At 73.7% G+C, this 21,180-nt stretch carries 17 protein-coding genes; 4 read left to right on the forward strand and 13 right to left on the reverse strand.

Translation table 11 applies throughout. The features are described from left to right. Positions 1–34 precede the first annotated feature (34 nt). On the reverse strand, positions 35–1,033 hold the full coding sequence (locus tag FHU28_RS06900) for a DNA primase (protein WP_184681985.1): 999 nt from the start codon (positions 1,031–1,033) through the stop codon (positions 35–37). A gap of 115 nt (positions 1,034–1,148) precedes the next feature. On the opposite strand from FHU28_RS06900, the gene FHU28_RS06905 reads away from it, so the two are divergent. Beyond that, positions 1,149–1,490: a PadR family transcriptional regulator gene (locus FHU28_RS06905; protein WP_116503918.1), complete on the forward strand. Its 342-nt coding sequence runs from the start codon at positions 1,149–1,151 to the stop codon at positions 1,488–1,490. A 56-nt stretch (positions 1,491–1,546) separates the two neighbouring features. Here FHU28_RS06905 and FHU28_RS06910 read toward each other — a convergent pair whose 3' ends face one another. The 10 genes from FHU28_RS06910 to deoC form a co-directional block, all read right to left on the reverse strand. Then, positions 1,547–2,230: a permease prefix domain 1-containing protein gene (locus FHU28_RS06910; RefSeq protein WP_184681987.1), complete on the reverse strand. Its 684-nt coding sequence runs from the start codon at positions 2,228–2,230 to the stop codon at positions 1,547–1,549. Positions 2,231–2,319: 89 nt separating this feature from the next. Beyond that, positions 2,320–4,158, reverse strand: a complete 1,839-nt coding sequence (cydC, locus tag FHU28_RS06915; RefSeq protein WP_184681989.1) for a thiol reductant ABC exporter subunit CydC — start codon at positions 4,156–4,158, stop codon at positions 2,320–2,322. Positions 4,159–4,189: 31 nt separating this feature from the next. Beyond that, positions 4,190–5,863 carry a thiol reductant ABC exporter subunit CydD gene (gene cydD / locus FHU28_RS06920; RefSeq protein WP_184681991.1) on the reverse strand — a complete coding sequence of 558 codons (1,674 nt, stop codon included), beginning with the start codon at positions 5,861–5,863 and terminating at the stop codon, positions 4,190–4,192. After that, positions 5,860–6,867 carry a cytochrome d ubiquinol oxidase subunit II gene (locus FHU28_RS06925; RefSeq protein WP_184681994.1) on the reverse strand — a complete coding sequence of 336 codons (1,008 nt, stop codon included), beginning with the start codon at positions 6,865–6,867 and terminating at the stop codon, positions 5,860–5,862. The genes cydD and FHU28_RS06925 overlap by 4 nt, the downstream gene beginning before the upstream one ends. A gap of 12 nt (positions 6,868–6,879) precedes the next feature. After that, positions 6,880–8,127, reverse strand: coding sequence for a cytochrome ubiquinol oxidase subunit I (locus tag FHU28_RS06930; protein WP_184681996.1), 1,248 nt, complete (start codon positions 8,125–8,127; stop codon positions 6,880–6,882). 102 nt (positions 8,128–8,229) lie between these two features. After that, complete coding sequence (locus FHU28_RS06935) at positions 8,230–9,135, reverse strand: M56 family metallopeptidase (RefSeq protein ID WP_184681999.1); 906 nt, start codon at positions 9,133–9,135, stop codon at positions 8,230–8,232. 9 nt (positions 9,136–9,144) lie between these two features. After that, positions 9,145–9,603: a BlaI/MecI/CopY family transcriptional regulator gene (locus FHU28_RS06940; RefSeq protein WP_184682002.1), complete on the reverse strand. Its 459-nt coding sequence runs from the start codon at positions 9,601–9,603 to the stop codon at positions 9,145–9,147. A gap of 875 nt (positions 9,604–10,478) precedes the next feature. Then, positions 10,479–11,303 carry an aldehyde dehydrogenase family protein gene (locus FHU28_RS06945; protein ID WP_184682005.1) on the reverse strand — a complete coding sequence of 275 codons (825 nt, stop codon included), beginning with the start codon at positions 11,301–11,303 and terminating at the stop codon, positions 10,479–10,481. Beyond that, positions 11,296–12,726: an aldehyde dehydrogenase family protein gene (locus tag FHU28_RS06950; RefSeq protein WP_184682008.1), complete on the reverse strand. Its 1,431-nt coding sequence runs from the start codon at positions 12,724–12,726 to the stop codon at positions 11,296–11,298. The genes FHU28_RS06945 and FHU28_RS06950 overlap by 8 nt, the downstream gene beginning before the upstream one ends. A gap of 5 nt (positions 12,727–12,731) precedes the next feature. Then, on the reverse strand, positions 12,732–13,721 hold the full coding sequence (gene deoC / locus FHU28_RS06955) for a deoxyribose-phosphate aldolase (protein ID WP_184682010.1): 990 nt from the start codon (positions 13,719–13,721) through the stop codon (positions 12,732–12,734). A gap of 136 nt (positions 13,722–13,857) precedes the next feature. On the opposite strand from deoC, the gene upp reads away from it, so the two are divergent. Together upp and FHU28_RS06965 are read left to right on the forward strand one after the other, a co-directional pair. Further along, positions 13,858–14,490, forward strand: a complete 633-nt coding sequence (upp, locus tag FHU28_RS06960) for a uracil phosphoribosyltransferase (RefSeq protein WP_184682012.1) — start codon at positions 13,858–13,860, stop codon at positions 14,488–14,490. 98 nt (positions 14,491–14,588) lie between these two features. Further along, positions 14,589–15,263 carry a GOLPH3/VPS74 family protein gene (locus tag FHU28_RS06965; protein ID WP_184682015.1) on the forward strand — a complete coding sequence of 225 codons (675 nt, stop codon included), beginning with the start codon at positions 14,589–14,591 and terminating at the stop codon, positions 15,261–15,263. An 87-nt stretch (positions 15,264–15,350) separates the two neighbouring features. On the opposite strand, the gene FHU28_RS06970 is transcribed toward FHU28_RS06965, so the two are convergent. Both FHU28_RS06970 and FHU28_RS06975 read right to left on the reverse strand, forming a co-directional pair. After that, the gene (locus tag FHU28_RS06970) at positions 15,351–17,015 is read right to left on the reverse strand and encodes a phospho-sugar mutase (protein WP_184682017.1); all 1,665 of its coding nucleotides are present in this window, start codon (positions 17,013–17,015) and stop codon (positions 15,351–15,353) included. 49 nt (positions 17,016–17,064) lie between these two features. Further along, positions 17,065–19,083, reverse strand: a complete 2,019-nt coding sequence (locus FHU28_RS06975; RefSeq protein WP_184682019.1) for a serine/threonine-protein kinase — start codon at positions 19,081–19,083, stop codon at positions 17,065–17,067. 203 nt (positions 19,084–19,286) lie between these two features. Between FHU28_RS06975 and FHU28_RS06980 the strand changes: the two genes are divergently transcribed. Then, the gene (locus FHU28_RS06980; protein ID WP_184682021.1) at positions 19,287–20,870 is read left to right on the forward strand and encodes an acyl-CoA mutase large subunit family protein; all 1,584 of its coding nucleotides are present in this window, start codon (positions 19,287–19,289) and stop codon (positions 20,868–20,870) included. Positions 20,871–21,180: the final 310 nt, after the last annotated feature.

The following is a 21,180-nucleotide window of genomic DNA, read 5'->3' on the forward strand; positions in this document are numbered from 1 at the left end:
TGTTCTGCCAGAGACTGATGCTCCCCGCTCCGGGTCAGTCGCGCCAGTCCACAACCGCAGAGATCTTGCCGACAATGGTGCGCCAACCCAAACTTGCGGTTTGTGCCCCGATTTTCTTCAACCGGCGACGGCCGAGGAAACCACCGATTCCGCCATTGACGGAAGCCCGCAGCGCCTCGTCCAGATCGTCCAGGCTGGAGCCGGCGGAGAGCATGTCCAGCACGGCTGGTAACCGCAGGGCGTACGCCAGGTCACGGGCGATCTCACCGGCTTCGATGAGCAACTCGTGGTCCCACGCGTCGTGGCCACCGCGCAGGTTCTCCACCACCAGGTCGAGTTCGTAGGTGTCCTCGTCCAGCGGAGCGATGTCGGCCGGTTCCAGCCGTTCGGACAATTCATTCCAGCTGTCCAGTTGGGACATGTCGTTGGGCGCGCCGGAGCGGATGAAAGAGACCAATGACTCCGGGGTCTTGAACAGCAGGAGCCGGCCCTTGTGGGTGAGGAAGGCCGGCACCTCCTCGTCGCCCGCGGCGTCTTCGTCCTCGTCCTCGTCGTCTTCCTCGGCCTCTTCGTCGTCGTCCTCGGACTCGGCCTTGTCCTCGGCCGCGTCGTCGTCGGCCTTGCCCTTGCGGCGCCCCTTGGCGGCCTTCTCGGCCTTCTCGTCGTCCTCCTCGGCGGAGAGGGCGGCGAACTCCTCGTCGAGGATCACCACCTCCTCGTCGTCCTCGGTCTCGACGACCTGGCGACGGGCCAGGAAGGGGTCGTCCTGGTCGCGCTCGACGACGTCGGTCGGGGTCAGCTCGCGCGCCGGCCGGTACGCCCGCAGCGTGAAACCGGTGCCGGCGGGCAGCGCGATCTCCACCGGGTCGATCCGCACCTCGTCCCAGAGCGCGCGGTTGACCGGCGGGCGGTCCGCCTCGACCTCGTCGGCTGCGGCGGGCGCCTCGGTGTCGTCGAGCTCGGGCTCGTCGGCGTCGGGCCGTTGGGGCGACTGGCGGGCCACGCTGACCTCCGTGTGCGTTCGGTTGCCCACCCGGCGGCGTCGCGCCGCCGAGTGACTCTGCGCACATACCCTAGTGGGCGAACCGTTCCGGCCGGGAGCCGCACCCCATGGCGTTCCGGAGACCCGACAAGTAGCGTTGCTACGCATGAAGGCGCAGGCGCTGCACGGACACCTCGACGCGCTGCTGCTCGCCGTGCTGGAACAGGGCCCGCGGCACGGCTACGCGATCATCGAGGCGCTTCGCGCCCGCAGCGGCGGGACGCTGGATCTGCCCACCGGCACCATCTATCCGGCGCTGCGCCGGCTGGAGCGGGCCGGGCTGGTGGCCAGCACGTGGAGCACCGTCAACGGCCGGGAACGCCGCACCTACGAGCTGACCGAGGCCGGTGGCCGGGCGCTGGCCGGGGAGCGGGCCGGCTGGCGCGAGTTCAGCGCCACCGTCGGCCGGTTCCTCGGGGCGGACGAGCCGCCCACGGCGCCGGCCTGACCCCGGCCGGCCGACCGGACCGGCCGGGCCGTGGGCCTGCCACTGCGGCCGGCGAGTCAGCCGGCCAGCCGCCGCTCGGCGAGCACCCAGCAGCGGGCGGCCCGGACCAGGGCGAACCAGGCCGCCGAGACCACCGTCGCCCCGATGATCATCGGGGGCCAGGTGAGCGCGGCGTCCCACAGCCCGACCGACCAGCCGAACAGCGCGCCCCCGGCGACCACACCGAGCGCCAGGGCGCCGGTCAGACCGAAACCGATCAGCCGGGCCGGACGGACGAGCCGGGGCGACCCCCACCGGGCGGTGAGCGGGCCGACGAGCAACGCGGCCAGCGCCAGCGCGGCGACCACACCCCAGATGACGTCCAGCCCGGCGGAGAGCAGCAGGTAGCTCGCCGGCGGCGGGGGACCGCCGCTCCAGCTCGACCCCTGCCAGGTCAGGTCACCGGCGGCGATCAGCACCACCGAGATCAGGAGAGTGCGCAGCGCCAGCCCGCGCAGCGCCCCGGTGGCCAGCTCGGCCTGGAACTCCGGCACGAGCTGCCGGTCGCTGCCGAACTCGGCGACCGCCCGCCGCTCCGCCTCCGCGCGCGGCAGGCCCCCCTCCCGGTACGCCTCGACGGCGTCCTCCAACGCGTGCCGCGTCTCGGTCAGCAGGTCGGTCTTGAGCCGGTCCGGCCCGTACAGCCGCCCGGACAGCTCGCGCAGCCGGCGGTCGACCACTGCCTCGTCATGGACCCGCATGCGCACAAGCCTGCCATCGGGGACCGGTTGCCGCGTCGGGGGAAACCCCGATCGGATTCAGGGCCGCCCGGCGCACGCGGGCCGGCGCGCTACGGGGTGATCGCCAGGTAGCCGCGTTCGGCCGTCTGCTGCCGCAGCCACTGCTCCCGGTACCAGCCGGGACGGGCCACCAGCTCGTCGTGCCGGCCGCGTTGCACGACCCGGCCGCCGTCGAGCACCACGATCTCGTCCAGCGCGGCCAGGCCGCTGAGCCGGTGGCTGATCAGCAGCACCGAGTGCACGGCCGGGGTGGCGGCGAGCGCGGAGTCCAGCACCGCGTCGGCAGCCGCCGGGTCGAGCCCTTCGGTCGGCTCGTCGAGCACCAGCACCGGCGGGGCGGCCAGCAGCGCCCGGGCCAGCGCGAGGCGCTGCCGCTGCCCGCCGGAGAGCTGACCGCCCTGCTCACCGACCACAGTGTCCCAGCCGTCGGGCTGCTCGCGTACCCAGTCGAGCAGGCCGGCGGCCCGGGTGGCGGCGACCAGGTCCGCCTCGGTGGCGTCCGGGCGGCCGAGGAGCAGGTTCTCCCGGACCGTGGCGTGGAAGACGTACGCCTCGGCGAGCAGGCCGCCGACCACCCGGGGCAGGCGCTCGTCCGGGATCCCGGCCACCGGCGCGCCGCCGACGGTGACCTCGCCGGTGTCGGGGCGTACCGCGCCGGTGAGCACGGCGGCGAGCGTGCTCTTGCCGGCGCCGCTCGGCCCGACCACCGCCACCCGGCGGCCGGCCGGCAGGTCGAGGTCGAACCCGGCCAGCGCGGGGGCGGCGCCGGCCCGGTAGCGGACCGTCACGTCGGCGAACTCCACGTCGTGGCCGTCGATCGCCGGCTGCGGCTCGCTCTGCGGCGCCGCGGCGGCGGGCTCGGCCAGCAGGTCGGCCACCCGGGCCAGCCCGGTCCGGAGCTGGGCCCGCTGGCGGGCCGCCGCGACGAGCGCGAGGGCCACCTCCACGGCGGCGAGCGACCCGACCGCGAGGACACCCACCAGGACCCCGCCGACCCCGGCCCGCAGCGCGACGGCGACCACCGCGGCGGCGGTGAGGCCACCCACGAGTACGCCAGTCGCGTCCACCGCGAAGCCGGTCGCGGCGAGCCGGCGCTCCAGCCGGGCCAGCCGTCCGGCCCGGCCCTCGGCGGCGGCGAGCGCGGCGCCGGTCGCCCCGAACGCGGCCAGGTCGGCGGCGCCGTGGGTGAGGTCGACCGCGTCCACCGCGAGCGCGCCGCGCAGCGGGGCGACCTCGTCGGCGGCGCGACGGGTGAGCCGGGTGGCGAGCGCGGGCAGCGCGACGCCGGCCACCAGCAGGCCGATCGCGAGCACACCGGCGGCCGGCGGTGAGATCAGCGCGGCGACGCCGACGGCGAGCACGCTGACCACCGCCGCCGCCGCTCCCGGCACGAGCACGCGCAGGAGCAGGTCCTGGGCCGCCTCCACGTCCGACACCAGGCGGCTCAGCGCGTCCCCGGTACGGCGGCCGGCGTCGCGGCGGGCGGCGAGCGTGGCGAACACCCGCGCCCGTACGTCGGTGATCATGCGGAGGACGGCGTCGTGCCCGGCGAGCCGTTCGGTGTACCGCAGCACACCGCGGCTGACCGCCAGCGCCCGGACCGCGACGATCGCCACCGTCAGCCGGTCCAGCGGCGGGCGGCCGGCCGCGCTCATCAGCAGCCAGGTGGCGGTGGCCATCAGCGCCAGGCCGGCGAACTCGGTCGCGGCGGCGAGCAGGCCGGCGCCGAGCAGGCGGCTCAGGTACGGCCGGGCCAGGCGCAGCACCGCCCGCTCGGCGCCGGGTCGGGCAGGCGAGGGCGGCTCCGGCGACCCGGACGGCTCCGCCGCGACCGGGGCGGGCCCGGCGGGCGTACGGCCCACCGGCGTCACGCCGTCGCCGGCGGTCACCGGGTCACCGCCGTGCGGGCGGGGGAGACGATCATCGGGTCACCGCCGGGCCGGTCGGGTGCAGTTCGGTGACGCGGCCGTCCTCGACGCGCAGGATCCGGTCGGCGTCGGCCAGCAGCGCGGGCCGGTGCGCCACGAGCAGCGCGGTACGTCCGGCGACCAGTCGCCGGGTGGCGTCCAGCACCACCGCCTCGCTGGCGCTGTCCAGCCGCGCGGTCGGCTCGTCGAGGAGCACGATCGGGGCGTCCCGGAGGAACGCGCGGGCCAGCGCGACGCGTTGCCGCTGCCCGCTGGACAGGCCGTGGCCGCGCTCGCCGAGCCGGGTGTCCAGCCCGTCGGGCAGGGCGTCCACCACCTCGTCCAGCGCGGCGTCGGCGACCGCGGCGGCCAGCGCGTCGTCAGGGGTGTCCGGGGCGCCGAGGCGGATGTTGTCGGCCAGCGACCCGGCGAACAGGTGGGCCCGCTGCGGCACCCAGGCCAGCTCACGGCGCCAGGCGTCGAGGTCGATCTCGGCCAGGTCGACGCCGTCGACGGTGACCCGGCCGGAGGTCGGGGTGACGAAGCCGAGCAGCAGGTTCAGCAGCGTGCTCTTGCCCGCGCCGCTGGGCCCGATGACGGCGATCCGGTCACCGGGCCGGATGGTCAGCGTGACGTCGCGCAGCGCGGTGGTCCGGTCATACGCGACGCTCACGCCCTCGAAGCGGATCTCACTCCGGCCGCCCGGCGACGGACGCCGGGGCTCGGCGGCGGCGGGCGCGCCGGTGTCGGAGAGGGTGAGCGCCTCGTCCAGCGCGGTGAGCCCCTCCATGCTGGCGTGGAACCGGCTGCCCGCCGCCCGCAGCGGCAGGTACGCCTCCGGGGTGAGCAGTAGCACCAGCAGCGCTGTGGAGAGCGTCAGGCCGCCGCCGAGCAGCCGGATGCCGACCGGCACCGCGACGAGCGCGACGGAGAGCGTGGCGACCAGTTCCAGGACCAGCGCGGACAGGAACGCGATCCGCAGCGTCTTCATGGTGGCCTCGCGGTGGCCGTCGGCCATCCGGCGTACCACGTCGACCTGGCCCCGGGAGCGGCCGAACGCGCGCAGCGTGGGCAGCCCGGCCACCATGTCGAGGAAGTGCCCGCCGAGCAGCGACAGCCGCCGCCACTGCCGCTCGGTGGCGGCCTGCGCCTGCCAGCCCAGCAGCGCGCCGAAGATCGGGATGAGCGGGATGGTGAGCGCGATGATCAGCGCCGAGCTCCAGTCGGCGAACACGATCCGGGCCAGCACCGCCACCGGCACCGTGACGCTCAGCACGAGCTGCGGCAGGTAGCCGGTGAAGTACGGGTCGAGCGCGTCCAGGCCGCGCCCGGCCAGCGTGGCGAGCTGCCCGGCCCGCTGCCCGGCGACCCAGGTGGGGCCGTGCCGACCGACCGCGCCCAGCAGGTCGGCGCGCAGCGCCGCCTTGACCGTCGCGGCGGCCCGCGCCGCCACAGTGCCCTGCGCCCAGCTCACCAGCGCCCGCCCGGCGACCGCCGCCACGAACCCGGCCAGCGCCGGCCGGTGCAGCCGCCCGTCGAACGCGGCGGCCAGCAGCGTCGCCAGCGCGGTGGCCTGGGCGATCACCAGCAGCGCGGTCAGGCCGCCCAGCGCCGCGAGCACGGCGAGGTCGCGCCGGGCCGCGGGGACCCGACGCAGCAGACGCGGGTCGAACGGGCGGCGGCTCACCAGTACACCGGTGCCCTGCCGTCGATCCGTCCCCGGAACACCCACCAGCACATCGCCTGAAAGCCTAGTAGGGCCGGCACGAGCGGTAACGCGAGCCATCCCAACAGTGCCAGCGTCGGTCGGCTGGCGGCCGCCTCGGCCACCGTCAGCGAGGCCGCCGGATCGGTGGTGGAGACCAGGATCCGGGGCCAGAGCGCGGCCCCGACCAGCGGCGCGGGCAGCGCCAGCGCCGTCGCGGTCGCGGCGAAGGCGATCCCGGCCCGGCCCCGCCGCAGCGCCGCGCGGGCCGCCAGCAGCGCCGCCACGAGCGCCAACGGCAGGAGTACGGCCACAGCCGGGCGCGCCACCGCGGCGCGTACCCGGTCGGAGAGCACGCCCAGGACGGTGGCCGAGGCGACGGCGACGAGCGCGGCGGGCACCAGGCCGCTCGCCAGCCGGGCCAGGGCGGAGGCGTCGGCGGCCGGCAGCCGCAGCGTGAGGAATGTCGCACCGTGCACCGCTACCAGCGCCAGCAGGGCCAGCGCGGCGGCGGCGACGAACGGGGTGGCGAGATGACCGGCACCGACCACGTGCCCGTCCGCGCCGAGCGGCACGCCCTGGAGCAGCCCGCCGAGCACCGCGCCCCAGCCCAGCGCGGCCAGCACGCTGCCGACCACCACCACCCGGCCCCAGCCGGCGCGGGCCGCCTCGGAGGCGGGCCGGCTGCGCAACTGCACCCCGGCGGTCACCAGCACCACCCCGGTCAGCGCGGCGAGTACCGCCGGGTAGAAGCCGGAGAGCAGCTCGCCCTCCAGACGGGGGAACGCGCCGAACAGGATGCCGACGGCGGCCACGAGCCAGACCTCGTTGCCGAGGAAGAACGGCCCGAGCGCGGTGAGCGTGGCCCGGGGTCCCGGCGCCGGGGCGCGCCGGGCCAGCAGCAGGCCGACGCCGTAGTCGTAGCCGCCGAGCACGAGGTACGTGGCGAAGAAGAGGCCGAGCAGGGCGTACCAGGCGAGTTCCACGGGCGGGCTCCCTCAGACGAGCACGGGCTGGTGGCGGGGGTCGGTGTCGGGCGCGGGCGGGCGGCCGAGGGCGGGGTCGTGCGCCCCGCGTGCGGCGTGCCGGGCCAGCAGCGTCCAGTTGGTCACCGCGAGCGCGCCGAGCAGGAGGCTGAACCCGATCAGCGAGGCGAGCATCAGGGCGGGCGAGACCGGTGACACGGCCTGCGCGGTGGGCAGCAGCCCGTACGCCGCCCAGGGCTGGCGGCCCACCTCGCGGGCGATCCAGCCGAGCAGCATCGCCACGAACGGCAGCGGCAGGCCGAGCAGGATCAGCCAGAGCGGGAACCGCAGCCGGATGATCCAGTCGCGCCAGAGCAGCGGCAGCAGGAGCCAGACGGCGCCCAGCCCGAAGCCGATCAGGATCATGAAGCCGAGACCGACATTGGAGAGCACCGGCGGATCCCAGTCGCCGGGGCCGAACCGCGCGGTCCAGTCGGCGACGAGCGCGTCGCGGTCCGGGCCGCCGCCGAACTTGGTCGGCTGGACCTGCGTGACCGGCCCGAACTGGGCGAAGCCGAAGCCCTGGAGCAGGCTGACCGAGAGCGCCGCGGTGATCAGGCCGAGCCGCAGCGAGGTGCGGAACAGGGCGAAGTCGGGGGTACGCCGCAGCAGGTGCCAGGCGCTGACCGCGGCCATCAGCAGGCCGCCGGTGACCAGGCTCGCCGAGACGACGTGGCCGAACGCCATGCCGAACGTGGGATTGGTGAGCAGCGCGCCGAAGTCGGTGAGGTGGGCGACGCCGTCGCGGACCTCGTACCCGACCGGGTTCTGCAGCCAGGCGTTCGCCACCATGATCCAGAACGCCGAGGCGTACGCGGTGATCGCCACGCCCCAGAGCAGCGCCAGGTGTACGCCGCGCCGCAGCCGGTGCCACCCGAAGATCCACATGCCGAGGAACGTGGACTCCAGGAAGAACGCGACGAGCGTCTCGATGGCCAGCGGCGCCCCGAACACGTTGCCGACGTAGCGCGACAGCCCGCTCCAGTTCAGCCCGAACTGGAACTCCATCACGATGCCGGTGGCGATGCCGAGCACGTAGTTGATCACGTAGAGCTGACCCCAGAACCGGGTCAGCCGCTCGTACACCGGCTTGCCGGTCAGGAAGCCGGCCGTCTGCAGGCCGACCAGGAGTGTGACCAGGCCGAGCGTGACCGCCACGAACAGAAAGTGGATCGAGGTGGTGGTGGCGAACTGGAGGCGGGCGAGGAGCAGCGGGTCCACGGACGTCCTCCCACAGGTTGGCTTCCTTGTCGTAGCCAAGCTACACGTAGCGGCGCTACCTATGACGACGCGTGAACCCTGAGAAGTCCCGTAGGGGGCCGGTCAGCTCAGGAACAGGGCGAACGGCAGGGAGACGAGCGTGCCGGCGACGGCCAGCGCCATCGCGCCGAGCACGCGCGGCGGGCGGTCCGCGACGAGCAGCCGCTGCACCCGTACGTCCAGGTCGCGGTCGCCGAGACCGAGCGTGCCGGCCGGTTGGACCCGGTGCTCGGCGGCGGCGAACCGGCGCAGCGCGCCCGCGAGCGGCGCGTCCGCGTGCAACTCCCGGGCCTTGTCGTCGGCGCGCATCTCGACCAGCAACGCCACCCGCGCGTGCGCCTCGCGCACCCACCGGAACCAGGGCAGCGCCCGGCACAGCGCGGTGAACGGCAGCAGCACCAGATCGTGCCGTTCCTGCGCGTGCGCCCGCTCGTGCGTGAGCACCGCCGCCAGCTCGGCCGGGTCGAGCAGGTCGAGCGTGCCCGCGCTCACCACCACCCGGGGCCGCACCCCGGGCAGGCAGTACGCGGCAGCGCTCGGATGGTCGAGCACCAGCGCGCCGGGCACCGTCGGGTCACGCCGGGCCACCAGGTGCAGCAGCTCGCGGTGCCGGCGCTGGGCGCGTACCGCGCCGTGCAGGCTGCGTACCGTCGTGGTGAGCAGCACCGCGCCGATGCCGAGACCGACGCCGACCAGGCTGAGGTGCACCGCGCCCACACCGGCCGGCAGCGTGCCGTGGGCCAGGTCGCTGACGAGGGCCACCAGCGCCCACCCGGTCGCCCGGTCGTAGACGTCGAGGCCCAGCGCCATCGGCAGCCCCATGGCCGACAGGCCGAGCGCCAGCCCGACCGCCTGCCAGCACAGGATCGCCACCCGGGGCGCGCGCCACGTCCAGCGCGCGGCGGCGAGGACCTGCGCCGTCAGCCAGCAGGCCAGAATGGTCGCGGCGAAGTGCAGGGCGTACGCCACGGCGGCCGCCTACCGGTCCGTCGCCTCGTCGAGCGCCGGCCGACCGGGCCGGGGGTCCTCGATCCGGCCGGTCGGACCGTCCTCGACGGTCGCGGGGTCGGTGGCCCCGGCCTCGGCGCCGAGCGCGGCGCGGAGCACGTCCGCCTCCGTGCCGGTGACCGAGCGGGCGAAGCGTACGAGCGCGGCGTCCCGGCTACCGCCGAGGTCGAGGGCTTCGAGCATGAGCTGGGCGATGTACGCCTCGCGGGTGGCGGCGGGGCGGTAACGCCAGGCGCGGCCTTCGCGTTCACGCTGCACCATGCCCTTGCCGGCGAGCCGGTCGAGCACCGTCATCACGGTGGTGTAAGCGAGTTCCCGCCCGTCCAGGGCGTCGGCGACCTCGCGCACCGTCACACCGCCCGAGGCGGCTGGTGCCGCGTCCCACAGCACGTCCATCACCGCACGCTCAAGGTCCCCCAGCCGAGTCACCCGTCAATCCTACCCCCGGTAGTAGATCCCCTCCGCCGGCCCGGTGCCCCTCCCTGGTCAGCACCAGCTCGGGGAGGTGGTGCTGTCCGGGGCCGGTTGATGCAGCCACTTCGGGGAGATGGTGTCGATCTTGCTCGTCCCGGGTGTGTGCCCCGGTGAGATCAACACCGGTTCGGCGAGGTGGTGCCGTCCCGGGCCGCTCGATGCAGCCACTTCGCGGAGCTGGGCGTTGATCTTGCCGACTGGGGGTCCGGGCTGCTTCCCGGGAAACCGGTGTCGACCTTGCCACGGTCGGATGGGCACCCGTCGGCAAGATCCACGCCAGTTCGGGGACGTGGCGCTGTCCTGGGTCGGTCGATGTAGCCACTTCGGCGTGCTGGTGTTGATCTTGCCTGTCCCGGGTAGGCGCCCGCGGGTGAGGTCAACACCGGCTCGGGGAGGTGGTGTCGTCCAAGGCTTGTTGGTGCAGCCACTTCAGGGGCGGGTGTTGATTTGCTGGCTTCGGGCGGGCGTCGGGGCAAGGTCCAGAGCGCTTCGGGGGTCTGGTGTTGATTCTGCTGATCCGGGCGAGCGCCCCGGGCAAGGTTCAGCACCAGCTCGGGAGGGCTGGCGGTGTTCGAGGCGGCTTGATGCAGCCACCTCGCCGTGCTGGTGCTGACCTTGCTGGTCGGGGGTGGGGTGTTGGGGGCAAGGTCAACACCGGCTCGGGGAGGTGGTGCTGTCCAGGGCTGGTTGATGTGGCCACATCGGGGAACTGGTGTTGATCTTGCTCGTTCGGGGGTGGGATCGACACCAGCTCGGGGAAGTGCGGGAATGGGAAGTGGCGGCCACCCGGGTGGGTGCCGCCACTTCGGGCCGGACTGGACTGCCGTCGGTCAGACGCCCTTGGGGTGCCAGACCGTCTTGGTCTCCAGCAGCGTGGTCATCCGGGTGACGCCGGGGTCGGCATGCCAGTCGTGGTCGGCCGGGGCCGGCCGCAGCACCCGCTTGAGGTTCTCCGCGGCCTTGACCTCCAGGTCGGCGGCCAGCTCGGCGTCGGCGACGCCGGTCAGGTCGATGGCGTTGACGTCCATGTGCGAGGCGAGCGTCGGCACGGTCTCGGTCAGCCGGCCGGTGAGGATGTTGACCACCCCGCCGGGCAGGTCGGAGGTGGCGAGCACCTCTGCCAGCGTCACCGCCGCCAGCGGCTCGGCCGGGGAGGCGGCCACCACCACCGTGTTGCCGGTGACGATCGCCGGGGCGATCACGCTCACCAGGCCGAGCAGCGCCGGCGTCTCGGGGGCCACCACCGCCGCCACGCCCGTGGGCTCCGGCGCGGACAGGTTGAAGTACGGGCCGGCCACCGGGTTCGCGCCGCCGTACACCTGGGCGATCTTGTCGGACCAGCCCGCGTACCAGACCCAGCGGTCGATCGCCGCGTCCACCTCGTCGGCCGGGACGCCCAGGGCGACGAACTGCTCGCGGCGGCCCTCCAGCATCTCGGCGACCCGGTAGAGGATCTGACCCCTGTTGTACGCGGTCGCCCCGGCCCAGCCCTTCACCGCGGCGCGGGCGGCCACTACCGCGTCCCGCGCGTCCTTCCGGGAGGCAAGAGACACGTTCGCCGATTGCACGAGATACGACCGTCCCGACTCGCTGCGCGGGAACTTCCCGCCGATGAAGAGCTTGTACGTCTTGCGTACCGCGACCCGCTCAGACATTGAGGTACCCCTCCAGCCCGTGCCGGCCGCCCTCGCGACCGTAGCCCGACTCCTTGTAGCCGCCGAACGGCGAGGTCGGGTCGAACTTGTTGAACGTGTTGGCCCACACCACGCCCGCGCGCAGCCGGTCGGCCAGCCACAGGATCCGGGAGCCCTTGTCGGTCCAGATCCCGGCCGACAGCCCGTACGGCGTGTTGTTGGCCTTTTCGACGGCCTCCGCCGGGGTGCGGAACGTGAGCACGGACAGCACCGGGCCGAAGATCTCCTCGCGGGCGATCCGGTGCGCCTGGGTGACGCCGGTGAAGATGGTCGGCGCGAACCAGAAGCCGCGCTCGGGCAGCTCGCACGGCGGCGACCAGCGCTCCGCGCCCTCGGCGGACCCGGCGTCGGACAGCTCCCGGATGCGGGCGAGCTGCGCGGCCGAGTTGATCGCGCCGACGTCGGTGTTCTTGTCCAGCGGGTCACCGACGCGAAGCTGGGCCATCCGGCGCTTGAGTGACTCCAGCACCCGGTCGGCCACCGACTCCTGCACCAGCAGGCGGGAACCGGCGCAGCAGACGTGCCCCTGGTTGAAGAAGATGCCGTTGACGATCCCCTCGACGGCCTGGTCGATCGGGGCGTCGTCGAAGACGATGTTCGCGGCCTTGCCGCCCAGCTCCAGCGTGAGCTTCTTGCGGGTGCCGGCCACCGCGCGGGCGATGGCGCGGCCGACCTCGGTGGATCCGGTGAACGCGACCTTGTCCACGCCCGGGTGCTCGACCAGCGCGCGGCCGGTGTCGCCCGCGCCGGTGACAATGTTCACCACACCGGCGGGCAGGTCGGCCTGCTGGCAGATCTCGGCGAACAGCAGCGCGGTGAGCGGGGTGGTCTCGGCCGGCTTGAGCACCACTGTGTTGCCGGCGGCCAGTGCCGGGGCGATCTTCCACGCCAGCATCAGCAGCGGGAAGTTCCACGGGATGACCTGCGCGGCCACGCCAAGAGGCCTCGGGCTCGCCCCGAAGCCGGCGTGCTCCAGCTTGTCCGCCCAGCCCGCGTAGTAGAAGAAGTGCGCGGCGACCAGCGGCAGGTCGACGTCGCGGGACTCCTTGATCGGCTTGCCGTTGTCCAGCGACTCCAGCACCGCCAGCTCGCGCGAGCGCTCCTGGATGATCCGGGCGATCCGGAACAGGTACTTGGCCCGGTCCCGGCCCGGCATCGGACCCCACACCTTCTCGTACGCGGTCCGCGCCGCACGGACGGCGCGGTCCACGTCCTCCTCGCCGGCCTCGGCGATCTCGGCCAGCACCTCCTCGGAGGCGGGGTTCACCGACTTGAAGCTGCCGCCGGCGGCCGGGTCGACGAACGCGCCGTCGACGAAGAGTCCGTACGAGGGCTTGATGTCCACCACCGAGCGGGACTCGGGGGCGGGAGCGTATTCGAACATCGCGTTCAGTCCTGGGTGAAGTAGTCGGGGCCGGCGTAGACGCCGGTCGTCAGCTTGGTGCGCTGCATGAGCAGGTCGTTGAGCAGGCTCGACGCGCCGAACCGGAACCAGTCCGGGCTCAGCCAGTCGGCGCCGACTGTCTCGTTGACCATGACCAGGTACTTGATCGCGTCCTTTGTGGTCTTGATGCCGCCGGCCGGCTTGACGCCGACCTGCCGCCCGGTGGCGGCGCGGAAGTCGCGGACCGCCTCCAGCATCACCAGCGTCACCGGCAGGGTGGCCGCGACCGGGACCTTGCCGGTGGAGGTCTTGATGAAGTCGCCGCCGGCGAGCATGGCGAGCCAGGAGGCGCGCCGCACGTTGTCGTAGGTGGCCAGCTCACCGGTCTCCAGGATCACCTTGAGGTGGGCTGCCGGTCGCCCCTGGCGACCGCCATCAGCAGAGCCGCAGGCCTCTTTGACCGCTTTGATCTCGTCGTAGACCTCGGCGTAGCGCCCGGCCAGGAACGCGCCCCGGTTGATCACCATGTCGATCTCGTCGGCGCCGGCCTCGACGGCGGCCCGGACGTCGGCGAGCTTGATCTCCAGCGGGGCCTGCCCGGACGGGAACGCGGTCGCCACGCTGGCCAGGTGCACACCGCTGCCGCGCAGCACCTCGGCCACGTACGGGACCATCGACGGGTAGACGCAGACGGCGCCGACGTGCGGGCAGCTCGGGTCGGCCGGGTCGGGGCGCAGCGCCTTCGCGGCCAGCGCCCGAACCTTGCCCGGCGTGTCAGCGCCTTCCAGGGTGGTCAGGTCGACCATCCGGATCGCCAGGTCGATCGCCTCGGCCTTCGCCGTGGTCTTGATGGAGCGGGTGCCGAGCTGTGCCGCCCGCTGCTCCGCGCCGACCTGGTCCACGCCGGGCAGGCCGTGCAGGAAGGTCCGCAGAGCGGTCTCGGATCGTCCCAGCTCGGAGAGATCCGACCGGGCCGACGTCGTTGTCGCCGTCATGCCCCGAATAGTACGCACTCGCGAGTCCTGTGATCTTGGTCACGGTGAACGGGTTGCGAGCGTCGTACGTGAGCGGGGTCGCTGGTCGGGCCGCACCCACCGTGCGCCGGGTCGCGGGGCGGTAGGTTGAGCGATCGTGGACGTACACGTCATTGACCATCCGCTCGCCCAGACGCGGCTGACCGCCATGCGGGACGCCCGGACCGACTCGTCGTCGTTCCGGGCGGCACTGCGCGAACTCACCACCATGCTGGTGTACGAGGCCGCGCGCTCCTTCCCGGTCGAGAGGTACTCGATCCAGACCCCGGTCACCGCCACCGAAGGCAGCCGGCTGGCGAATCCGCCGCTGCTGGTGCCGGTGCTGCGGGCCGGTCTCGGCATGGCCGACGCCGCGCTCGGCCTGCTGCCCGAGTCGTCGATGGGCTTCGTCGGCCTGGCCCGCGACGAGGAGACGTACGAGCCCCGCGCGTACATGGAGTCGCTGCCGCGCGACCTCAGCGGCCTGCCGGTGCTGGTGCTCGACCCGATGCTCGCCACCGGCGGATCGCTGGAGCACTGCTGCCGGCTGCTCGCCGACCGCGGCTGCACCGACATCACAGTGCTCTGCGTGCTGGCCGCGCCGGTCGGCATCGAGCGGCTGGAGCGCTCCGGTCTGCCGTTGCGCCTGGTCACCGCCTCGATCGACGAGGGCCTCAACGACCGGATGTTCATCGTCCCCGGCCTCGGTGACGCCGGTGACCGCCAGTTCGGCGGCATGCCCCGCTTCTGAGACCGATCCGGTGCGGAGGGCCGGCCCTCCGCACCGGAACCGGACTGCCCCGGCGAGTTGGTGCGCGGGGGTGCGGGGAGGCGCTAGCGTTCCGGGCCATGACTGGTGTTGCGCTCGCCGAAGAGCTGCTGCTCCTCGCGTACGACGACGAAACCGGCAAGGCCACCATGCCGCGGATCAGCCTTGACCTGGGCATGGCCGCCGCGGTGCTGGTCGAGCTGGCCCTGGCCGGACGGCTCGCGTACGCGGACGGGAACCTGGCGGTGATCGATCCGGCGCCGACCGGTGAGCCGATCGCCGACGCCGTACTCGCCAAGATCGCCGCAGAGACCCCGCACACGACCTCGTCCTGGGTGCAGCGGCTGCGGCACGGACTGCGCGACCGGATCCTCACCGACCTTTGCGGGCGGGGCGTGGTCCGGGACGTGGAGGAGACCGAGCTGGGCTTCATCCACGTGCACCGCTACCCGATGGCGGACCCCTCGGTCGAGGCGGACATCCGGCAGCGCCTGGCCGACGCGCTGACCAGCGGGCAGCTCCCCGACGAGCGGACCGCCGCGCTCGCCACGCTCGTCGCGGTGCTGCGGATGGAGCCGGCGCTCGGGCTCACCGGCCCGGCCGCCGAGGACGCCGGGCGCCGCCTGGAGGAGATCGCCGCGGGCGCCGGATTCTCCGGCACGGTGAGCCTGGACGACAGCGTGGTGCGCCCGTCGATCAGCCTGGTCATCGCCGCGCTGGGCCAGGCCGTCGACGCCGCCCTGGGCAAGCGGTAAGGAAGGGCCCCCTCTTAACGCCTTCGGTAGAGGAAGGGCCCCTTATTAACGCCAGGCGTTAATAAGGGGCCCTTCCTTCCGACGGGGTCAGAGGCCGAGGGCGGCGGCGATCTCGTTGCGCAGCTCGGTGACCGCGGCACGCGCTCGCTGCCGGGCCGCCGGCACGTCGCCGCCGGTCACCGGCTCCACCACCTCCAGGTACGCCTTGAGCTTCGGCTCGGTGCCCGAGGGCCGGATCACCACCCGGGCCGCGCCGGTACGCAGGATCACCACGTCCGCGTCGGGGAGCAGGTCGGACGCCTCGGTCACCGGCTGCCCGAGCAGCGTGGCCGGGGTGGCCGCCCGGATCCGCGCCATCGAGTCGGCGATGACCCGCAGGTCCTCCACCCGGACCGAGAGCTGCTCGGTGTGGTGCACGCCGAACTCGGCGGCCAGCTCGTCCAGCCGGTCGAGGAGCGTACGGCCCTCCGCCTTGAGACCGGCGGCCAGCTCGGCGACGGTGAGCGCGGCGGTGATGCCGTCCTTGTCGCGTACGTGCTCGGGCGCGACGCAGTAGCCGAGCGCCTCCTCGTAGCCGTACGCCAGCGGCTCCCGGCCGCCGCCGGCCCGGACGATCCACTTGAACCCGGTGAGCGTCTCGTCGTAGGGCAGCCCTCGGGCCGCCGCCATGGCCCGCAGCAGCGCCGAGGACACGATCGTGGTGGCGTACAGGCCGGTCACGCCGCGCCGCATCAGATGATCGGCGAGCAGCGCGCCCACCTCGTCGCCGCGCAGCATCCGCCAGGACCCGGCATCGCGTACCGCCACCGCGCAGCGGTCCGCGTCCGGGTCGTTGGCGACGGCGAGGTCCGCGCCGGTGCGGTCGGCGAGCGCGACCAGCAGGTCCACCGCGCCCGGCTCCTCCGGGTTGGGGAAGCTGACGGTCGGGAATGCCGGGTCCGGCTCGGCCTGCTCCGGCACCACGCCCGGCACCCCGAACCCGGCGCGCGCGAACGCGGCGGTCAGCACCGCGCCGCCCACCCCGTGCAGCGGCGTGTACGCCACCTTCAGGTCCCGCGGCCCGGTCGGGTCCACCACGGCGGCGGCCCGTTCCACGTACGCGGTCACCAGGTCGTCGCCGAGCACCTGCCCGGCCGGGCCGAGCGGCACCTCGGCGAGCGGGCCGACGGCCCGGATGGCCGCCTCGATGCCGGCGTCGGCGGGCGGCACGATCTGCGCGCCCGCGCCCAGCTCACCGCCGAGCTGCGCGCCCAGGTAGACCTTGTAGCCGTTGTCCTGGGGCGGGTTGTGGCTGGCGGTCACCATCACCCCGGCGACCGCGCCGAGCTGCCGTACCGCGAACGCCAGCACCGGCGTGGGCAGCGGCCCGGGCAGCAGCAGCGCCGGGCGGCCCGCCCCGGTGGCCACCTGCGCGGTGCGCCCGGCGAACGCACGCGAGCCGCGGCGGGCGTCGTACCCGATCACCAGCGGGCCCTCGCCGCCCTGTGCGGCGAGCCAGCGGACGAGCCCGGCGGCGGCCTGGGTGACCACGGCGAGGTTCATGCCGTTCGGCCCGGCGCGCAGCGGGCCGCGCAGCCCGGCGGTGCCGAACGTCAGCGGGCCGGCGAACCGGTCGGCCAGGTCGGCCGCCGTGCCGGGCAGCCCGTCGAGGACGGCGCGCAGCTCTTCGCGGTCGGCCGGGTCGGGGTCGTCGGCGAGCCAGCGCTCGGCTCGGACGCGAAGGTCGTCAAGGTCAGTGGTTTCCGCCGCCATTGCCTCTTGATAGCACGGCGGCGGATCACCACTGGCCGTCGGCCTCGACTCAGTTCGCCTCGGTGAGCTGGAACGAGCCGACCATCGCGTCGAAGATCGGCTTGCTCTCCGCGAACCGCGCGTCGGTCGAGGAGAGGTAGAACGAGTAGACCTTGCCGTCCTTGACCAAGCCGCGCCAGATGCCGTGACGCATGGACTCACCCTCGCCGCAGGTGTATTCGAGCTGACCCGCGGTCTGCCCGGCGAGCGGCTGCTCGGAGACCGAGATCTCGGTGTAGGGGGCGGGGCAGGACTTGCTCTTGGCGCTGTTCTTGTTCAGGTTCCGCGAGGCGAACTCGGCCCAGCTGATCGAGGTGCCGCCCCACGGCTCGGCGATCACCCGGACCTTGCGGCCCTCGTCGGCCGGGTCGATGTAGTCGACGTAGAGGCCGCCGGTCTGCCGCTGCCAGCCCTTCGGCACCTGGATGGTCACGCCCTTGACGGTCTGCTCCTGCATCTCGGGCGCGGCGGCGGCCGAGTTCGACGGCAGCGTGCCCACGATCGGCGGTGGCGCGTCGTCGCCGCCGCTGGTCAGCGCGATCACGCTCACCAGCAGCACCACTGCGAGGCCAGCGGCGGCGGCGAGCTGGACCTTGCGCGGCCACGCCTTGATCCGGCCGAGGAAGCCCTTGGCCGTGCCGAGCGCGCCGCCGCCACCGGCGGCGGCCGGCGCGGTGGCCGGGGTGGTCCACGGCTGGCCGGTGCCGGGCACCGACCACTGGTTGCCGCCGCCGTACACCGGCTGGGTGGCGTCGGCGGCCCGGCCGTAGACCGGCTGGGTGGTCGGCACCTGCTGGGTGGCGTCCGCCCCGGCGCCCTGGCCGAGCCGGACCGTGGCGTCCGGCGAGATGCGCTGGGTGGCCTCGGGCCCGGACATCGCGCCGGTCGGGGTGTGCAGCGGGCCGGCCAGCGCGTCCGCGCTGGTCTCGTCCAGCGCGGCGTCGCCCGCCGCCGGCTTCTCGCCCGTGGGCCGCTCCCCGCGGCGCAGCGCGGCGAGCCGGTCGGTCAGCGACTCCTCCGCGGCGATCATGGCCCGGCCGCCGATCTGGCCGCTCGGCTTCGGCTCGGCCGCGATGGCGGGCGGCGTGGTCGGGCGCGGCACCGGCACCACCGCGTACGGGTCGGTGACCGAGTTGACGGCGGTGGCGGTGCTGGTCAGTGGCCCGGCGAGCAGTTCGCGCAGGTTGGCGCGGGCCCGATGCACGTCCATCCGGCGGGCCGGGTCCTTCTCCAGCAGCCCCATCAGCACGCCGGTGAGCGGGCCGCTGCGCTGCGGCGTGGCGGGCGGGTCCTCGACCACTGCGTGCATGGTCTCGATCGGGTCGCCCTTGTCGAACGGGGGACGGCCCTCGACGGCTGTGTAGAGCGTCACGCCGAGCGAGAACAGGTCGCTGGGCGGCCCGAACTCCTGGCCCATGGCCCGCTCGGGGGAGATGAAGTGGGGCGAGCCGAGCACCATGCCCGGCGTGGTGAGCTGCACGTCGGTGGGCATCCGGGCGACGCCGAAGTCGGTGAGCACGCAGCGGCCGTCGGAGCAGATCAGCACGTTGGCGGGCTTGACGTCGCGGTGCAGCACGCCGATGGCGTGCGCCACCTCAAGCGCGCCGAGCAGCGCGATCCCGATCTTGGCGACCACGCGCGGCGCTACCGGCCCGTCCTCGATCACCATGTCGGCGAGGCTGCGGGCGTCCAGCAGCTCCATCACGATCCATGGCCGGCCGCCCTCGGTGACCACGTCGTAGACCTGCACCACTGCCGGGTGCTGGATCGCGGCGGCGGCGCGGGCCTCCCGCAGCGTCCGTTCGTAGAGCGCGTCGCGGTCGCTCGGGGCGAGCCCCGGCGGGAGGACGACCTCCTTGACCGCCACGTCGCGGCGCAGCAATGTGTCTGTGGCCCGCCAGACCGTGCCCATGCCTCCGTTGCCCACGGGGGAGCGCAGCGAGTAGCGACCACCGATGGTGGTGCCGGGCGCCGCGCGTCCCGTGGGGGGACTGGCCGGTCCGCCGCTCCACGTCGGAATCTGAGTCACAGAAAAGCCACCGGGGGATATCGAGGGGGCTGGGACACAACCCCTCTATCTTGCTGGTTCCGACGCCCGATGCGAAACCCGACGCGGCGGGCGTTTACCTACTCGACGGTATGTGTCCGGTCGCTCACCTCCGGTGGTTCGCCGTGGCCAGGTGTGCGGTATCCCTCACCCACCAGGCGGTCAGCGCGTCCTACCATCCGGTAATGAGCGATGCGCGGTCAAGCGAGTCGGGTTTCCCGATCCAGGGCCTCTACACGGCGGCAGACCTTCCGGCGGACCTGGAGGCCCGGCTGGGCGAGCCGGGCGAGTTCCCGTACACCCGCGGGGTCTACCCGACGATGTACACCTCCCGGCCCTGGACGATGCGACAGTACGCCGGCTTCGGCACCGCGACCGAGAGCAACGCGCGGTACCACCAGTTGCTGCGCGCCGGGACGATGGGCCTGTCCGTCGCGTTCGACCTGCCCACCCAGATGGGGTACGACTCGGACGACCCGATCGCGCACGGCGAGGTGGGCAAGGTCGGTGTCGCCATCGACTCCATCGAGGACATGCGCACGCTGTTCGGCGGCATCCCGCTGGACAAGGTCTCCACCTCGATGACCATCAACGCGCCCGGCTCGGTGCTGCTGCTGCTCTACCAGCTCGTGGCCGAGGAGAACGGCGTGCCGGGGGCGGCGCTCAACGGCACCATCCAGAACGACATCCTCAAGGAGTACATCGCCCGGGGGACGTACATCTTCCCGCCGAAGCCCTCGCTGCGGCTGGTCGCGGACACCTTCGCCTACTGCCGGGCCGAGGTGCCGAAGTGGAACACCATCTCGATCTCCGGCTACCACATGGCCGAGGCCGGCGCCTCGCCCGCGCAGGAGGTCGCGTTCACGCTCGCCAACGGTGTGGAGTACGTCCGCGCGGCGCTCGCCGCCGGGCTGGCCGTGGACGACTTCGCACCCCGCCTGTCGTTCTTCTTCGTCGCCCGGACCACGCTGCTGGAGGAGGTCGCGAAGTTCCGCGCGGCCCGGCGGATCTGGGCCCGGCTGATGCGCGACGAGTTCGGCGCGAAGAACCCGAAGTCGATGATGCTGCGGTTCCACACCCAGACCGCCGGCGTGCAGCTCACCGCCCAGCAGCCGGAGGTGAACCTGGTCCGGGTGGCGGTGCAGGGCCTCGGCGCGGTGCTCGGCGGCACCCAGTCGCTGCACACCAACAGCTTCGACGAGGCGATCGCGCTGCCCACCGAGAAGGCGGCCCGGCTGGCGCTGCGGACCCAGCAGGTGCTGGCGTACGAGACGGACCTGACCGCCACCGTCGACCCGTTCGCCGGGTCGTACGTGGTGGAGGCGATGACCGCCGAGGTGGAGGCGGCGGCCACCGAGCTGATGGACCGGGTCTTCGACCACGGTTCCGCGGTGGACGCGATCGAGGCCGGTTTCCAGAAGCGGGAGATCGAGCAGTCCGCGTACCGGATCGCCCAGGAGATCGACTCGGGTGAGCGGGTGGTGGTCGGCCTCAACCGGTTCCAGGTCGACGAGGAGGAGCCGTACGAGCCGCTGCGGGTGGACCCGACGATCGAGGCGGCACAGGGGGAGCGGCTGGCCCGGCTGCGCGCCGAGCGGGACTCCGGCGCGGTGGAGCGGGGGCTGGCGGAGCTGCGTGCCGCCGCCGAGGGCGACGCCAACCTGCTCTACCCGATGAAGGAGGCGCTGCGCGCCCGGGCCACCGTCGGCGAGGTCTGCGGCACGCTGCGCGAGGTGTGGGGGATCTACCGGCCGAGCGATCGGTTCTGACGGTTTTTCGACGGCGGTCCCGTCGGCGCACCCAGGTGCACGGCGCGGGCCGCCGTCGTGCGTCCGGTAGCGGTCTGACCTGGGCAGACCGGGCCGGTGAGGCGTACTGTTGGTCCCCTTCCGGGCGACGGCGCCCGGCCGGTCGCGGCGGATGGCCGGGCCGTGGCGCCCGGTGCCGCGCGTGTGCGATTCGCCGATCCGGGTAAACCGGATCGGGTGAACGGGACGGACAGCCTGTGCGGTCGACGGCCGGGCGGTCATGTCACCGTCGGGAGTCTTCCGGCAGCCGACAGTTGTCGCGCAATTGTCC

Origin of the sequence: Micromonospora echinospora, assembly GCF_014203425.1 — a bacterium.
Lineage (GTDB): Bacteria > Actinomycetota > Actinomycetes > Mycobacteriales > Micromonosporaceae > Micromonospora > Micromonospora echinospora_A.